The 15,671-nt window shown below is 74.9% G+C and carries 11 protein-coding genes; 5 read left to right on the top strand and 6 right to left on the bottom strand.

The features are described 5' to 3' along the window. Positions 1–9 precede the first annotated feature (9 nt). On the top strand, positions 10–699 hold the full coding sequence (locus tag ACIQG9_RS09025; protein WP_400399503.1) for a DUF4191 domain-containing protein: 690 nt from the start codon (positions 10–12) through the stop codon (positions 697–699). 135 nt (positions 700–834) lie between these two features. Here ACIQG9_RS09025 and ACIQG9_RS09020 read toward each other — a convergent pair whose 3' ends face one another. Beyond that, complete coding sequence (locus ACIQG9_RS09020; protein ID WP_400399501.1) at positions 835–1,239, bottom strand: RDD family protein; 405 nt, start codon at positions 1,237–1,239, stop codon at positions 835–837. 307 nt (positions 1,240–1,546) lie between these two features. Here ACIQG9_RS09020 and glnA point away from each other — a divergent pair, with 307 nt between their 5' ends. Beyond that, complete coding sequence (glnA, locus tag ACIQG9_RS09015; protein WP_400399499.1) at positions 1,547–2,971, top strand: type I glutamate--ammonia ligase; 1,425 nt, start codon at positions 1,547–1,549, stop codon at positions 2,969–2,971. 178 nt (positions 2,972–3,149) lie between these two features. Here the strand turns inward: glnA and mptB (ACIQG9_RS09010) are convergent, their stop codons facing one another. Together mptB (ACIQG9_RS09010) and mptB (ACIQG9_RS09005) are read right to left on the bottom strand one after the other, a co-directional pair. After that, on the bottom strand, positions 3,150–4,610 hold the full coding sequence (mptB, locus tag ACIQG9_RS09010) for a polyprenol phosphomannose-dependent alpha 1,6 mannosyltransferase MptB (RefSeq protein ID WP_400399498.1): 1,461 nt from the start codon (positions 4,608–4,610) through the stop codon (positions 3,150–3,152). 13 nt (positions 4,611–4,623) lie between these two features. Continuing rightward, positions 4,624–6,057, bottom strand: coding sequence for a polyprenol phosphomannose-dependent alpha 1,6 mannosyltransferase MptB (gene mptB / locus ACIQG9_RS09005; protein ID WP_400400090.1), 1,434 nt, complete (start codon positions 6,055–6,057; stop codon positions 4,624–4,626). Between the two features lie 44 nt (positions 6,058–6,101). Between mptB (ACIQG9_RS09005) and ACIQG9_RS09000 the strand changes: the two genes are divergently transcribed. After that, a complete protein-coding gene (locus tag ACIQG9_RS09000) occupies positions 6,102–7,907 on the top strand; it encodes a hypothetical protein (protein WP_400399496.1) in 1,806 nt (601 codons plus the stop codon). A 425-nt stretch (positions 7,908–8,332) separates the two neighbouring features. Here ACIQG9_RS09000 and ACIQG9_RS08995 read toward each other — a convergent pair whose 3' ends face one another. Further along, positions 8,333–8,911, bottom strand: coding sequence for a helix-turn-helix domain-containing protein (locus tag ACIQG9_RS08995; protein WP_400400088.1), 579 nt, complete (start codon positions 8,909–8,911; stop codon positions 8,333–8,335). A gap of 169 nt (positions 8,912–9,080) precedes the next feature. On the opposite strand from ACIQG9_RS08995, the gene ACIQG9_RS08990 reads away from it, so the two are divergent. Then, positions 9,081–10,790, top strand: coding sequence for a methyltransferase domain-containing protein (locus ACIQG9_RS08990; RefSeq protein ID WP_400399494.1), 1,710 nt, complete (start codon positions 9,081–9,083; stop codon positions 10,788–10,790). A gap of 12 nt (positions 10,791–10,802) precedes the next feature. On the opposite strand, the gene ACIQG9_RS08985 is transcribed toward ACIQG9_RS08990, so the two are convergent. Together ACIQG9_RS08985 and ACIQG9_RS08980 are read right to left on the bottom strand one after the other, a co-directional pair. Then, positions 10,803–13,820: a bifunctional [glutamine synthetase] adenylyltransferase/[glutamine synthetase]-adenylyl-L-tyrosine phosphorylase gene (locus ACIQG9_RS08985; protein ID WP_400399492.1), complete on the bottom strand. Its 3,018-nt coding sequence runs from the start codon at positions 13,818–13,820 to the stop codon at positions 10,803–10,805. Between the two features lies 1 nt (position 13,821). Next, positions 13,822–14,589 (bottom strand): type 1 glutamine amidotransferase, encoded by a 768-nt coding sequence (locus ACIQG9_RS08980; RefSeq protein WP_400399490.1) that lies wholly within the window; start codon positions 14,587–14,589, stop codon positions 13,822–13,824. Positions 14,590–14,669: 80 nt separating this feature from the next. On the opposite strand from ACIQG9_RS08980, the gene ACIQG9_RS08975 reads away from it, so the two are divergent. Beyond that, positions 14,670–15,605 (top strand): LD-carboxypeptidase, encoded by a 936-nt coding sequence (locus ACIQG9_RS08975; RefSeq protein ID WP_400399488.1) that lies wholly within the window; start codon positions 14,670–14,672, stop codon positions 15,603–15,605. Positions 15,606–15,671: the final 66 nt, after the last annotated feature.

Here is a 15,671-nt window from a genome sequence, read left to right as displayed (position 1 = left end):
CTCTGGGTCATGGCAAAGCCCCAGGAGAAGGTCTCGTTCGGCCAGCGGCTGAAGCAGATCGGGATGGTGTTCCGGTTCACCGCCAAGCAGGACAGGTGGTTCGCGCCGCTGACCGCCGCGGCGGTGCTGATCCCGCTCGCGCTCACCGTGGTCGCGGTGATCCTCTGGGGCTGGATCTGGCTGCCGATCGGCATCCTGTTCATCCTGCTCGCCGTGCTGCTCGTGCTCAACCTGCGGTCCAACAAGGCGATGATGAACGCCGCCGAGGGGCAGCCCGGCGCGGCGGCGCAGATCATGGAGAGCATGCGCGGTGACTGGCGGGTCACCCCGGCGGTCAGCTCCACCACCCAGATGGACATGGTGCACCTGGTGATCGGCCGCCCCGGCGTGATCCTGCTGGCCGAGGGGAACCCGCAGCGGGTACGCGGCCTGCTCGGCCAGGAGAAGCGCCGGCTGGCCAAGGTGATCGGCTCGGCGCCGCTGCACGACTACGTGATCGGCCAGGGCGAGGGTGAGCTGCCGATCCGCAAGCTGCGGATGACCCTGATGCGGTTGCCGCGCGCCCTCAACGGCAAGGACGTCAACTCGCTCGACAAGCGGCTCAAGGCGCTCACCGCCCGTCCGCAGCTACCCAAGGGCGCGATCCCCAAGAACATGCGTCCGCCGCGCGGCGCGTTCCGCCAGTCGCGGGGTCGCTGACCCCGCCGGTACGCGGAGAGCCGGGCCCCGTTCGGGCCCGGCTCTTCGCGTGTCCGCCCCGAGATCGCACTCGATCCACGAGGTGGTGGGGCATCCTCCCGCGACCGGGGCCACCACATCCTGGTGGTTCGGGGGTCAGCGGCGGGGGGCGTTGACGATCACCGCGCCGGTGAGGCGGTCGTGCAGGCCACGGCGGTGCTCGTCCATGATCAGGGCGGGTACCAGCAGGGCGAGGAGCAGGCCGCGCAGGAGGGCTCGGGGGATCCCGATCCGGCCGCCGTCGGCCCAGGACAGGCAGCGGATCCGGGTGATCCACATGCCGGGGGTCTGGGCGAAGAGGCCGAGGAAGAAGCCGTACTCGACGACGAGGACCAGCACCGGGGGCCAGCCGTCGCGGACCGGGTCGGCGAAGAAGTTCGCCAGCAGCAGGCAGAGCACCCAGTCGATCACCAGGGCGCCGAACCGCCGGCCGATGCTCGGCGGCGTGAAGGTGGGGTCGGTGGCGGGCGGCACCGGTGCCGCGGCGGGCGGACTCGTCACGACGGTCAAGGGTAGTCAGGCCCGACCGGACACCGGCAGGCCACCGCCGGTACGGGGCGTCCGTCACCCGTCCGCCGGGCGGTGACCGGGTCGACGCGGATCGCCGATTCGGGCCAATCGCATCAGATGGCCATACACTGCATCAGCCGGTATCGTCCGAACGGACAGCCCGGCGGGTACTGACCGGCGCAGATGACGCTCCGCGAGCGACGTAACACGGCAGAAACATAGGAGACACCGCCGAGCAACCCCGCGGTCATAGCGTCGCCAGAGCCCAGCCACCGGAGTGGACGTGCCAGGAGGACGTGTGTTTGCCAATCCCGAGGAACTCCTGCGATACCTCAAGAACGAGGACGTGAAGTTCGTCGACGTACGTTTCTGTGACCTGCCCGGCGTGATGCAGCACTTCAACCTGCCGGTGGAGTCCTTCGACGACAGCGTCTTCACCGACGGCCTCGCGTTCGACGGCTCGTCGATCCGCGGCTTCCAGGCGATCCACGAGTCGGACATGCTCCTGCTCCCGGACGTCGCGACCGCCTTCATCGACCCCTTCCGCGCGCAGAAGACCCTCGCGCTCAACTTCTTCATCCACGACCCGTTCACCCGCGAGGCGTACTCCCGGGACCCGCGCAACGTGGCGAAGAAGGCCGAGGCGTACCTGGCGGCGAGCGGCATCGCCGACACCGCCTACTTCGGTGCCGAGGCGGAGTTCTACATCTTCGACTCGATCCGCCACGAGACCTCCGCGCACCAGTCGTTCTACTACATCGACTCGATCGAGGGCGCCTGGAACTCCGGGCGCGAGGAGGCGGGCGGCAACCGCGGTTACAAGACCGCGTACAAGGGTGGCTACTTCCCGGTGCCGCCGGTCGACCACTACGCCGACCTGCGGGACTCGATCGTGCGTCGCCTGGTCGACGGCGGTTTCACCGTGGAGCGCTCGCACCACGAGGTGGGCACCGCCGGCCAGTCGGAGATCAACTACAGGTTCTCCACCCTGCTGCACGCCGGTGACCAGCTCCAGCTCTTCAAGTACATCGTGAAGAACGAGGCCTGGGCGAACGGCAAGACCGCCACCTTCATGCCGAAGCCGCTCTTCGGCGACAACGGCTCCGGCATGCACACCCACCAGAGCCTCTGGCTGAACGGCGAGCCGCTGTTCTACGACGAGACCGGCTACGCCGGCCTGTCGGACACCGCCCGCTGGTACATCGGCGGCCTGCTGCACCACGCCCCGTCGCTGCTGGCCTTCACCAACCCGACGGTCAACTCGTACCGCCGCCTGGTGCCCGGCTACGAGGCGCCGGTCAACCTGGTCTACTCGCAGCGCAACCGCTCCGCCTGCACCCGCATCCCGGTCACCGGCAGCAACGCCAAGGCCAAGCGGGTCGAGTTCCGGGTGCCGGACCCGTCCAGCAACCCGTACCTCGCCTTCTCGGCGATGATGATGGCCGGCCTGGACGGCATCAAGAACAAGATGGAGCCGCCGGCCCCGATCGACAAGGACCTGTACGACCTGCCGCCGGAGGAGTGGGGCGACGTCAAGCAGGTGCCGGGCTCGCTGCCCGAGGTGCTCGACGCGCTTGAGGCCGACCACGACTACCTGCTCGACGGCGGCGTCTTCACGCCGGACCTGATCTCCACCTGGGTGGGCTGGAAGCGGGCCAACGAGGTCGACCCGGTGCGCCTGCGCCCGACCCCGCACGAGTTCGCCATGTACTTCGACTGCTGAGACTCCTCGACGGTCACGTTCCACCGGCCGGGCCGGCTCCGCGTTCGCGGGGCCGGCCCGTTCGTTCTCCGCCCCGGGTCGACCCGGTCCCCGCCGGTAAGGATCGGGCCGGCCCGCTGCCGGGCCTCCCGGTGCCGGCGGACCACCCCCGGCCGCCGGGCCGGCTCTTCCGCCGGACTCAGCGACGGCGTGCGCGCCAGCCGCGCGATGCCCACCCCGCCAGCACCACCAACAGCACCGTCATGGCGAGCGCGCCGGGTGCCTTGCTGTACCGGGCGACCGTGGTGCCGTCCGGCAGGGTGAGGAAGGACGCCACCGCGGCGGGCACCACGAACCAGGTCGTCCGGGTCGCCGACCCCGCGAGCACCAGCAGCGGCCAGGTCGCGTACCACGGGTGGAAGACCGGGGCGAGGGCCACCGTCGCGGCCAGCGCCAGCCCCGCCGAGAGCAGGGTCACCCGGGGCCTGGCCACCGCCAGCCGGTGCACCCGCTGCCGCACGTCGTTGAGCCGCCGCAGCGCCGTCCAGGCCCGCCACCAGAGCACCACCAGCAGCCCGGCCAGCGCCAGCAGAGCCACCGCCCGGGTCACCGGCACCGCGCCCGGCCGGTGACCGGCCAGCTCACCGACGTAGTCGACCACGAAGCCGACCGCCGTCGGCGGCGACGTCCACTGCTCCGAGTCACCGCTGCGGGCCAACCCGCCCACCCAGCCCAGCCCCAGTCCGGAGAGGACCGAGGTGACCGCCAGCGTCACCAGTACCGCGCCGCCCAGCCAGCCGCCGTCGCGCAGCAGGGCCGGCCAGGTGTAGCGGCCCCGCACCGCGGCGAGCGCCGCGAACGGCAGCACCACCACCGCGGTCGCCTTCACCGCCACCGCCAGCCCGAGCAGCATCCCGGCGACGACCAGCGCGCGCGGCTTCCCGGGCAGCCGGACCAGCACCAGCAGGCCGAACAGGAGCAGCCCGAGCATCACCGCGTCGTTGTGCGCCCCGGCCACCAGATGCACCCCGACCAGCGGCGAGGCCAGCGCCAGCCAGGCCGCCCGCCGGGTGGGCACCCCGGCGGCCCGGGCCAGCCCGGGCAGGCAGAGCGCCGCCAGCAGCACCCCGGCCAGCGCGTACAGCCGCAGCAGGACCAGCGTGCCGGTCAACCCACCACCGAGTACGGCGGCCAGCGCGGCCAGCAGCACGAAGAACGGGCCGTACGGGGCGGGGGTGTCCCGCCAGATCGGTGCCACCGCGTCGACCCACGGGCAACCGGCCGCCGCCACCCCCACCCGGTACGGGTCCTGCCCGGCCGCGTACGACCAGCCCTGGCAGGCGTACGAGTAGACGTCCCGGCTGGCCAGTGGCGGGGTGACCAGCAGCGGCAGCAGCCACAGCCCGGCGGTGACGTACGCCCACCGGGTCGACGGCGCGCCGGCACGCAACGCCCACCAGGCCCCCACCATCAGGGCCGTCCCGGCCAGCCAGCAGATCGTCGCGGCGGGACCGCGCGGGGCCGACCACGGGCCGGTCGGCGGGACCTGCGCCAGCACCCCGCCCAGCCAGCCGGCCACGCCGAGCAGCACCGCGCCGGCCAGTCCGAGGTAACGCGCCGGGCGGGCCCGCCCCTCGGTCAGCACGCCGGGCTCGGACACCGGCCACCTCTCCTCAGTCTGCGGTTCCCTCGGCGGTGGCGGGCCGACGGGCCGCCCGAGCAGAACGTACCAACCGGACGGCCACCACGATCACCAACACGGTCATCAGCGGGGCACCGGGCAGCTTGGTGTACCGGGGCAGCCCGGTGCCGTCGGGCAGCACCAGGAACGCCGAGATCAGCGCCACCAGCGAGAACCACCAGGTCGTCCGGCGCGCCGTCGCGGCCAGCACCGCCAGCGGCCAGAGCCAGTACCAGGGGTGGAACAGCGGTGCGAGGGCCACCGTGGCGGCCAGGGCCAGTCCGGCGTGCCAGAGCGGGTCCCGGGTGCGGGCCCGCCACCAGAGCCAGACCAGCAGCACCGCCAGGACACCCATGCCGATCGCCCGGGTCACCGGCAGCGCGTCGACGTGCGCGCCGAAGAGCGCGGCGACGTACCCGGCGGTCTGCCCGACCGCGGTCGGCGGCGACGTCCAGGCGACCACCAGGCCGCCCTGCTCCAGGCCGGAGATCCAGCCGAAGTTGAGGCCCGCCGCGAGGGTCGCACCGACCACCGCGACCAGCGCGCCGCCGGCGACCGGAGCGCCGTCGCGCAGCAGCGCCCGGATCCGGTACGGCCCGGCGACGGCGGCCAGCGCCGCGAACGGCACCACCACCAGGGCGGTCACCTTCACCGCCCCGGCCAGCCCGAGGAGCACCCCGCCGGCCAGCAGCGGCCAGCGCCGACCCGGGTTGGCCGCCACCACGGCCAGCCCGGCGACCAGCACTCCGATCATCAGCGCGTCGTTGTGCGCCCCGGAGACCAGGTGCACGCCGACCAGCGGGGAGGCCAGCGCCAGCCAGACCGCCCGGCCCACCGGCACCCCGCAGCGGCGGGCCAGCACCGGCAGGCAGGCGGCGGTCAGCGCCAGCCCGACCACCGCGAGCAGCCGGAACAGCGCGATGTTGACGGTCAACGCGGTGTCGGCGTCCAGCGAACCGGTGGCCCGGACGATCGCCCCGGCGATCATCACGAAGAGCGGGCCGTACGGGGCCGGGGTGTCCCGCCAGATGTACGAGATGGTGTCCAGCCACGGGCAGGGCAGGGCGGACACCCCCTGCTCGTACGGGTTGATCCCGGCCGTGTAGCTGGCCCCCTGGCAGGAGTAGGCGTACACGTCCCGGCTGGCCAGCGGCGGCGCGAGCAGCAGCGGCAGCAGCCAGAGCCCGGCGGTGACCAGGGCCCACCGGGCCGACGGCACCCGGTCGCGCAGCGTCCACCACGCCCAGGCCAGCAGCCCGGTGCCGGCCAGCCAGAGGCCCAGGATCAGCGGTCCGTGCCGGCCCTGCCAGATACTGACCGGGGTGGGGCGCAGGTCGCCGTCGGGCAGCGCGCCGCCGAGGTAGGCGGCGACGGCGAGCAGTACCGAGCCGACCAGACCGAGCCAGCGCGAGAGGTGGTGAGGCACGTCCGCCATGCTGCCAGTACCGTGGTCGCGGACCGGAGGTGGGCATGCGGGGCAGCAGGGTGGTGGGGTCGGCCACCGGTTTCGCCGCCGTGCTCGCCGGGGTGTGGCTGGCCCTGCCCCGGATGGGCTCCGACCTCTCCGCCCAGGTGGCCCGGGCCGACTTCTTCGCCGCGCACGGCACCGCCCTGGTCGACCTGCGCTGGTACGCCGGCATCCAACCGTTCGGCTACAGCCTGGTCTCGCCGCCGCTGATGGCGACCCTCGGGGTCCGGATGACGGGTGCCCTGGCGCTGGTCGCCTCGGCCGCCGCGCTGGCCGCCCTGCTGGTACGAACCGGGGTGCCCCGACCGCTGCTGGGCAGCCTGGTAGGGGTGCTGACCATCACCGGCAACCTGGTCTCCGGCCGGGTCACGTACGCCCTCGGGGTGGCGTTCGGGCTGGCCGCCCTGCTCGCGCTGACCCTGCCGACCGGCCGGGGCGGACGCTGGACCAGGCCGGCCCTGGTGCTGGCCGGCACGCTGCTGGCGTCGGCGACCAGCCCGGTGGCGGGACTCTTCGTCGGCCTGGCCGGGGCCGCGCTGCTGCTCACCCGCCGGTACGCCGACGGGCTACTGCTCGGCGGCGCGGCGGCGGTGCCGATGGCGGTCACCGGGCTGCTCTTCGGCGAGGGCGGCTGGATGAACATCAGCGGCACCGACACGCTGCGGGCGGTGACGACGAGCCTGCTGGTGGCCGCGCTGGTGGCGTACCGGCCGGTGCGGGTGGGTGCGCTGCTGGCGGCGGGCGGGGTGCTGGCGGCGGCGCTGGCGCACACCCCGGTAGGGCTGAACGCGACCCGACTGGTGACGATGTTCGCGCTGCCGCTGCTGGCCGCCGCCGCCCGTCCACCCGGCCGACTGCCCGCCCGACTGCCCGCCCGGCCGCCCGGCCGACTGACCGCCCGGCAGACCGGCCGCCTCACCGGCCGACTGCCCGCCCGACTGCCCGCCCGACTGACCGCCCGCCTGACCGGCCGGCCGCCCGGCCACCTGACCGGCCGACTGACCGCCCGGCTGGCCGGTGCGTTGCGGGGGGGTACCGCCGGGCGAGTGACCAGTCCGACCATGTCCGGCAGCCCCACCGGCACGGACCCCTTGCCGGCCGGGCGGGCGGCGGCAGCCACTGGCGGCGTGGCGCTGGCCGCGCTGCTGGCGGCGGTCTGCTGGTGGCAGCCGCCGGTGGTCGCCGCCGACCTCCGCAGCGCCGGCGACCCGACCAGCGCGCGAGGATACTTCGACCCGCTCCGCGCGGAGCTGACCCGGCGAGGGCTGACCGGCCGGGTGGAGGTGCCCCCGACCCGCAACTACTGGGAAGCCGCGCAGCTCGGCGAGGTGCCGCTGGCCCGGGGCTGGCTGCGGCAGGCCGACATCGCCCGTAACCCGCTCTTCTTCACCACCGTGCCGGGGGCCACCGGCACCGGCGTGCCGCTGACCGCCGGCAGCTACCGCGCCTGGCTGGACGAGAACGCCGTGCAGTACGTCGCGATCCCCGACGCGCCACTGTCGTGGGTGGGCCGGGCCGAGGCGGAGCTGGTCGGGGCGGGACTGCCCTACCTGGCCGAAGTCTGGTCGGCCCCGCACTGGCGGTTGTACGCGGTGGCCGACCCCACCCCGCTGGTCGCCGCCCCCGGGGAACTGGTACGCCAGGACGGCGCCTCACTGACCTTCCGGACCGCCTCCGCCGGGCAGGTCCCGGTACGGGTCCGGCACACCCGCTGGCTGACCGCCTCGGGTGGCGCCACGATCGCCGCCGACCGGGACTGGACGGTGGTCACCGTGCCGCACGCCGGCACCTGGACCCTGCACGGCTGACCAGACGGCTGAGCCGGCATGGCCCGCCCTGGCGCACCCTCTGCCGCCGCACCAGTGTCCGGCACCCCGCTCAACCTGATGACGCTGACAACTCAGCCGTGCGGTCCCATTCGAAGATCGTGCTTGATCCAGGATGTAGTGGTCTTCTCGCGCCGACGAGGCCACTACATCCTGGATCGAGCACGATCTTGACGTGCGCCACCCCCCCGATCGGGGTACAGAGCAGAGGTCGACGCCACCGTGGGCAGGGCAGCGGGCTGGGCTGGGGCGCAAGCACGGGCGGGAGGAAGGACGCGGACACAGACCCGGACACCGGACACGGACCAGACGCGAAAGCAGCCACAAGCGCTAAAGCAGGCACACGCACGAAAGCAGCCACACGCACGAGAGCAGGCACACGCGCAGAAACGACCCCTAGCGTGCGCTCAGCTCGGGTTCCGGCGGACGGGCGAGGGCCGGGCGCGTACGTGCAGTCGCTCCCCCTGCGGGCCGAACAGGCTGAGGATCTCCACCGGGGCGTCGTACGGGTTGCCGAACCAGTGTGGGGTGCGGGTGTCGAACTCGGCGACCTCCCCGGCGTCGAGGACGAGGTCGTTGCCGCCGAGCAGCAGCCGGATCCGCCCGGAGAGCACGTAGAGCCACTCGTACCCCTCGTGCACCTGCTGGGCGGGCTCACCCGCCGGCACCCCGGCCGGGTAGATCATCTTGTATGCCTGGACGCCGCCGGGGCGGCGGGTCAGCGGCACGATGGTGACCCCGTTGCGTACCACCGGGCGGGGGTGGACCCGGGGGTCGCCGGTCTGCGGCGCGCCGACCAGGTCGTCCAGTGGCACCCGGTGGAAGCGGGCCAGGGCGAGCAGGAGTTCCAGGGTGGGCCGCCGCCCCCCGGACTCCAGCCGGGACAGGGTGCTGACCGAGATGCCGGTCGCCGCGGCGAGTTGGGTCAGGGTGGTGCCACGCTGTTGGCGTAACGCCCGCAGGCGTGGCCCGACCGTGGTCAGCACCTCGTCCGGGGCGGTGGCCCCCGCGCCGTCCCGGGTCGCCTGGTCGGCGGCGTTGTCGTCGGTCACCCCACTATTTGCCGTTACGGCAAGGAAATTTGTCAAGTCGGCCGCCGGCCCGGACGATCCGGAACGTCGGCGGGACGGACCCGCCCACGAGGAGGCGGCGACGATGACGTACCAGGTTCACGACGTGGTGGTGGTCGGTGGCGGCGCGGCCGGGCTCAGCGGCGCGCTCGCCCTGGGCCGGTTCCGCCGGGACGTGGTGGTGGTCGACGCCGGCACGCCGCGCAACGCCCCCGCCGGTCACGTGCACAACTTCCTGACCAGCGAGGGGATGCCGCCCGCCGAGTTGTACGCGACGGGCCGGGCCGAGGTCGCCCGGTACGGCGTGAGCCTGCTCGACGGTACGGTCAGCGCCGCGCAGCCGGCCGACGGGGCCGACGGGGCCCGGTTCGCCGTGACGCTGGCGGACGGCCGTACGCTGCGCGCCCGGCGGCTGCTGGTCACCACCGGGCTGGTCGACGAGCTGCCCGACGTGGCGGGCCTGGCCGGCCGGTGGGGCCGGGACGCGCTGCACTGCCCGTACTGCCACGGGTGGGAGGTGCGCGACCGGGCCGTCGGGGTGCTCGCCACCGGCCCGATGGCCACCCACCAGGCGCTGCTGTTCCGCCAGCTCACCGACGACGTGGTGGTCTTCACGCACACCGCCGGGCCGCTGCCCGACGACGATGCGGAGAGGTTGGCCGCCCGGGGCGTCACCGTCGTCGACGGCGAGGTGGCAGCGGTGGAGGCCGCCGAGGACCGACTGACCGGCGTACGGCTGCGCTCCGGCGCGGTGGTCCCCCGGCAGGCGGTGGTGGTGCTGCCCCGGTTCACCGCGCGGGCCGGCTTCCTCGCCGGCCTCGGGCTGGCCGTCAGCGAGTTCACCGCCGCCGGGCAGGTGCTCGGTGAGCACGTCGCGGCCGACGCCAGCGGCGCGACCGGGGTGCCCGGCGTGTGGGTGGCCGGCAACGTCACCGACCCGCAGGCCACCGTCATCGCCGCGGCCGCCGGGGGCCTGAAGGCCGCCGCCGCGCTCAACGCCGACCTGGTCGCCGAGGAGACCGACCGGGCGGTGGCCGCCCGACGCGCCGCCGCCACCACGCCTTCCGACACCACTCCCACCAGCACCGACACCACTCCCACCAGCACCGTCCCCGCCCCCGGCAGCCGGCGCCCGGCGGACGCCCCGGACGGGGACCTCCCCGGCGACGGCAGCGTGGACGAGGCGACCGCCCGGCACTGGGAGGAGCTGTACCGGGCACGGGACCGGGTCTGGAGCGGACGGGCCAACCCGCACCTGGTCGAGATCGCCGGGGCACTGCCCGCCGGCACGGTCCTGGACCTGGGCTGCGGGGAGGGCGGTGACACGGTCTGGCTGGCCCGGCAGGGCTGGCGGGTGACCGCCGTCGACGTCTCCACCACCGCCCTGGAGCGGGCGACGGCCGCCGCGACGGCCGAGGGGGTGGCCGCCCTGGTCGACTTCCAGCGGCACGACCTGGCCCGGACCTTCCCGACGGGCCGGTTCGACCTGGTCTCCGCGCAGTTCCTCCAGTCGCCGCTGGACTTCCCCCGTACCGAGGTGCTGCGGGCGGCGGCCCGGGCGGTCGCGCCCGGTGGGCGGCTGCTCGTCGTCGAGCACGGCGCGGCGCCGCCCTGGAGCAACGCCGCCCACCACCACGTGCGGTTCCCCACCCCGGCGGAGACCCTGGCCGTGCTCGACCTCGACCCGGACCGGTGGCACACCGAGCGGCTGGACGCGCCGCGCCGGCAGGCCACCGGCCCGAACGGCGAGACGGGCACCCTGATCGACCACCTGGTGCTGGTCCGCCGTCGTTGACGGCGGCGCGGCTCAGGACTCCAGCACCCGCTGCATCGCGGTACGGCAACGCCGGGCGGTACGCAGGTAGTCGTCGAGGAACTCCCCCGGGTCGTCGGCGCCGAGCAGCCGGACCACCCCGGCCAGCTCCACCCCGTGCCGGGGGAGCTGGTCGCCGGCCCGCCCCCGGACCAGCATCAGCGCGTTGCGGACCTGCGCGGCGAGGGTCCAGCCGGCGGCCATCGCGGCGGCGTCCGCCGGGTCGACCAGCCCGGCGTCCCGGGCCGCCGCGAGGGCGTCGAGGGTACGGGTGCCACGCAGCGCCGGATTCGCCCCGGCGTGCCGGAGCTGGAGGAGCTGCACCGCCCACTCGACGTCGGCCAGGCCACCCCGGCCGAGCTTGGTGTGGGTGGCCGGGTCGGCGCCCCGGGGCAGCCGCTCGTTCTCCACCCGGGCCTTGATCCGCCGGATCTCGACGATCTGCTCGCGGGTCAGCCCGTCGGCCGGGTAGCGGACCGGGTCGACCATCGCCTCGAACTCGGCGCCCAGGTCGCCGTCGCCGCAGACGAACCGGGCCCGCAGCAGCGCCTGCGCCTCCCAGACCCGGGACCAGCGGGCGTAGTACTGGGCGTACGCGGCGATGCTGCGCACCAGCGGGCCCTGCCGGCCCTCGGGGCGCAGGTCGGCGTCGACGCCGAGCGCCGGGTCGGGGGCGGGGGCGCCGAGCAGCCGGCGCAGCTCCTCGGCGATCGCGTGCGCGGCGGCGCTGGCCGCGCTCTCCGCCACGCCGGCCGGCGGGTCGTAGACGAAGAGCACGTCCGCGTCGGAGAGGTAGTTCGACTCGTACCCGCCGAGCCGGCCCATGCCGATCACCGCGAAGCGCAGCCCGGGCAGGGCCGGCTGGCTGGCCCGGGCGGCCCGCAGCGCGGCGGCCAGGGTGGCGTCGGTGACGTCGGCCAGCGCGGTGCCGACCACGGTGACGTCGGCCAGCGGGCCGGTCGGTGCGCCGCGCTCGGGGCGCGGGGCCAGCCCGCCGGCCCGGCTCAGGACGTCGGCGCAGGCGATCCGGACCAGTTCCCGGCGGCGCAACGCGCGGACCGCCCGGGTCGCCTCGACCGGGTCGGCGTGCCGGGCCGCCGCGGCGGCGAAGCCGTCGCAGAGCACCTCCCGGGGCCGGGGCACCAGCTCGCTCTCGTCGGCCAGCAGCCGCAGCGCCTCCGGCTCCCGGGCGAGCAGGTCGGCGGCGTACCGGGAGGAGGACAGCACCCGGGCCAGCCGGCGGGCGACCGGGCCGGAGTCGCGCAGCAGGCGCAGGTACCAGGGGGTGCTGCCGAGCTTGTCGGAGACCTGCCGGTAGTTGAGCAGGCCCCGGTCCGGCTCGGGGGCGTCGGCGAACTCGCTGAGCAGCACCGGTAGCAGGGTCCGCTGGATGGCGGCGGTGCGGCTCACCCCGCCGGTCAGGGCCTGGAGGTGACGCAGCGCCCCGGCCGGGTCGGCGAACCCGAGGATCTCCAGCCGGTGCCGGGCCGCCGCCGGGGTGAGCCGCAACCCGTCGGCGGGCACCCGGGCGACCGACTCCAGCAGCGGCCGGTAGAGCAGCTTGGCGTGCAGCCGGCGTACCTCGGTGGCGTGGGCGACCCAGTCGGCGCGGAAGCTCTCGACGGCGCTGCGGCCCGGGACGGCGGTGTAGCCGAGCGCGGCGGCCAGCCACCGCAGCGCGGCCGGTTCGGTCGGCACGGTGTGGGTACGGCGCAGGGCCTGGAGCTGGAGCCGGTGCTCGACGCCGCGCAGGAAGCGGTACCCGCGCAGCAGCGCCTCGCCGTCGGCCCGGCCCACGTAGCCACCGGCGACCAGCGCCCGCAGTGTTGGGAGGGTGCCGGGGACCCGCAGCGACTCGTCGCCCCGGCCGTGCACCAGTTGCAGTAGCTGGACGGCGAACTCGATGTCGCGCAGCCCGCCGGGGCCGCGCTTGATCTCGCGTTCCAGCTCCTTCGGCGGGATGTTATCGATGATCTTGCGACGCATGGCCCGGACGTCGGAGACCGCCTCCGGGCGTTCGGCGGCCCGCCAGAGCAGCGGGCCGAGGGCGTCCAGCCACTCACCGGCCAGGTCCAGGTCGCCGGCGGCCGGGCGGGCCTTGAGCAGCGCCTGGAACTCCCAGGTACGGGCCCACCGCTGGTAGTAGGCGAGGTGGCTGGCCAGGGTGCGCACCAGCGGGCCGCGGTTGCCCTCGGGCCGCAGCGCGGCGTCCACCGGCCAGGCGACCAGCCCGCACACGTGGATCAGCCGGGTGGCGACGGTGGTCGCGGCGGTCAGGTCCTCGTCGTCGGCGGCCACGAAGATCACGTCGACGTCGGAGACGTAGTTCAGCTCGTCCCCGCCGCACTTGCCCATCGCCACCACGGCCAGCCGGGGCCGTGGCGTCCCCGCCGGCAGCTCGTCCACGGCGATCTCGTACGCCGCCGCGAGGGTGGCGTCGGCCAGCGCGGAGAGCGCGGCCATCACCTGCTCCAGGCCGCGCCCGCCGGTCAGGTCGGCCGCCGCGATCCGCAGCAGCGCCAACCGGTACGCCTGCCGCAGCACCGCCACCGGCTGCGTGGCGGTGGTCAGCTCCCCGGCCAGGGCCAGGTCGAGCCGGCCGTCGGCGGTGGGGGCCAGCCCGTCCGGGGCGGTGCCGAGCACCGTCCACTGCCCGGGGTTGGCGACCAGATGGTCGCCCAGGGCGGCGGAGGCGCCGAGCACGGCGACCAGCCGACGGCGCAGGCCGGGATCGGCGGCGAGCGCGGCGAGCAGCGCCGCCCCGCCGGCCCCGTCGCCGGTGGCGCGGCGTTCGGCCTCGACCATCCGGTGTAGCTGGCGCAGCGCCAGATCCGGGTCGGCCGCCCGGGAGAGCGCGGCCAGCAGGTCGGCCGCCGGCCCGTCGGTGGGCTCCTGCTCGTCGGCCCGCCACAGTCCGAGCCCGTCCGCACCGAGCAGGTCGGCGGCGCGGGCCCCGCCGTCGCCCTCGGCGAAACCGTACCGGGCGAGGCGCCCCCTGGTCGGTCTGGTCATCTCAGTGCCCGAGCAGCGGCAGACTACGGCGGGTGCGGTCGTCGTCCAGCTCGCCGAGGGCGAGGGCGGCGAACCGGACGGCGAACGGCTGCCACACCTCCTCGACGTCGGCCATCACCCGGTCGCAGGCCGCCACCACCAGCTCCTCGTCGTAGCCCAGCTCGGCGAGCAGGTCCGAGTCGCGGGCCCAGTCGGCGATCATCGCAGTGTCGCACTCGATGTGGAACTGCAGGCCCCAGGCCCGGTCGCCGAGGCGGAACGCCTGGTGCGGGTAGCGGGTCGAGGCGGCCAGCAGGGTGGCGCCCCGGGGCAGCTCGGTGATCTCGTCGGAGTGCCACTGGAGCACGTCCGGGATCAGCGGCACGTACCGGAACAGCGGGTCGTTCTCGGCGGCGTCCCGCTTGCCGACCACGCCCGGACCCACCTCGGGGCCGGACGGGCTGCGCTCGACCAGCCCGGCGTGCGCGGTGGCCAGCAACTGCCCGCCGAGGCAGACGCCCAGGGTGGGGAGCCGGTGCCGGACGGCCTTGCGCAGCAGCCCCTCCAGCGCCGGGAACCAGGGCGCGCCGGGGCTCCCGTCCGGCCGTGGGTACGCCTGCTGCTCGCCGCCGAGCACCACCAGCGCGTCGTACCCGGACAGGTCGGCGGGAAGCTCCTCGCCCGCGTGCGGGCGGAGCACCCGCAACTCCAGGCCCCCCTCGGTCAGCCACTCTCCCAGCCTGCGGAGGTCGTCGGTCGGATCGTTCTCGATCACCAGCGCGGTCGCCACGGTGTCGAGGCTATCGGGTACCCGCCCGGTCACCCGGAACGGCTCGGCCCGCGTCGCGGCGACGGTTAAGCTCGGCCGCTGTGATCACCGACGACCTTCCCGTCCTACGCCCGCCCGTGCTGTCCGAGGGCGACACGGTGATGCTGGTGTCGCCGTCCGGGCCGACCCGCCCGGAACGGGTGGCGCGCGGCATCGAACTGCTGACCGGCTGGGGGCTGCGCCCGGTGCCGGCGCCCCACGCGTACGCCCGGCGGGGCTACCTGGCCGGCGACGACGCGCTGCGCGCCGCCGACCTGAACGCCGCCTTCGCCGACCCGGAGGTGCGCGGGGTGATCTGCACCCGGGGCGGCTACGGCGCGCAGCGGGTGGTCGACCTGATCGACATGGCCGCGGTACGCCGTGACCCGAAGGTGGTGGCCGGCTTCTCCGACATCACCGCCCTGCAGTTCGCGCTCTGGCGGGGGGCCCGGCTGGCCGGCGTGCACGGCCCCGGCGCGGCCTGGCTCGACGAGCGGACCCCGCTGCGGTCGGCGGAGTCACTGCACGCCGCGCTGATGACCACCGCGCCGGTGACCGTCGAGGCGGTGGCCGAGGAGGAGACCTACCGGGTACGGGTCCCCGGCCGGGCGGCCGGGCGGCTGCTCGGCGGGAACCTCTGCCTGATCAACGCCTCGCTCGGCACCCCGGACCTGCCGGACCTGACCGGGGCGGTGCTGCTGGTGGAGGACGTGCAGGAACCCCCGTACAAGGTCGACCGGATGCTCACCCAGCTACGCCGCGCGGGGGTGCTGGCCGGCCTGGCCGGGGTGGCCGTGGGCCAGTTCACCGACTGCGCGGACGAATGGGACATCACCGTCGTCGACGTGCTCACCGAACGCCTCGGCGACCTCGGCGTCCCGGTGCTCGGCGGCCTCCCGATCGGGCACGGCACCGGCCAGCTCACCGTCCCGGTGGGCACCGAGGCCGTGCTGGACGCCGACGCCGGCACCCTCACCGTCTCCCCCGCCGTCCGCTGACCCGCCCGGGGTGGAACTTTCAGCTCGGTGACAGGGTCGGGAAGGCTTTCCTCCAGGTTCAGCGGT

Origin of the sequence: Micromonospora sp. NPDC092111 (assembly GCF_044755745.1) — a bacterium.
In the GTDB taxonomy this organism is placed as follows: Bacteria; Actinomycetota; Actinomycetes; order Mycobacteriales; family Micromonosporaceae; genus Micromonospora.
Note: the sequence above shows the minus strand (reverse complement) of the source record. Positions and strands in the feature narration are given on the sequence as shown.

Bases quoted from the DNA above. Each gene is read 5' to 3' on its own strand.
- ACIQG9_RS09025 (WP_400399503.1), top strand. From the start codon at position 10: ATGGCAAAGCCCCAGGAGAAGGTCTCGTTCGGCCAGCGGCTGAAGCAG.
- ACIQG9_RS08990 (WP_400399494.1), top strand. From the start codon at position 9,081: ATGACGTACCAGGTTCACGACGTGGTGGTGGTCGGTGGCGGCGCGGCC.
- ACIQG9_RS08985 (WP_400399492.1), bottom strand. From the start codon at position 13,820: ATGACCAGACCGACCAGGGGGCGCCTCGCCCGGTACGGTTTCGCCGAG.
- ACIQG9_RS09000 (WP_400399496.1), top strand. From the start codon at position 6,102: ATGCGGGGCAGCAGGGTGGTGGGGTCGGCCACCGGTTTCGCCGCCGTG.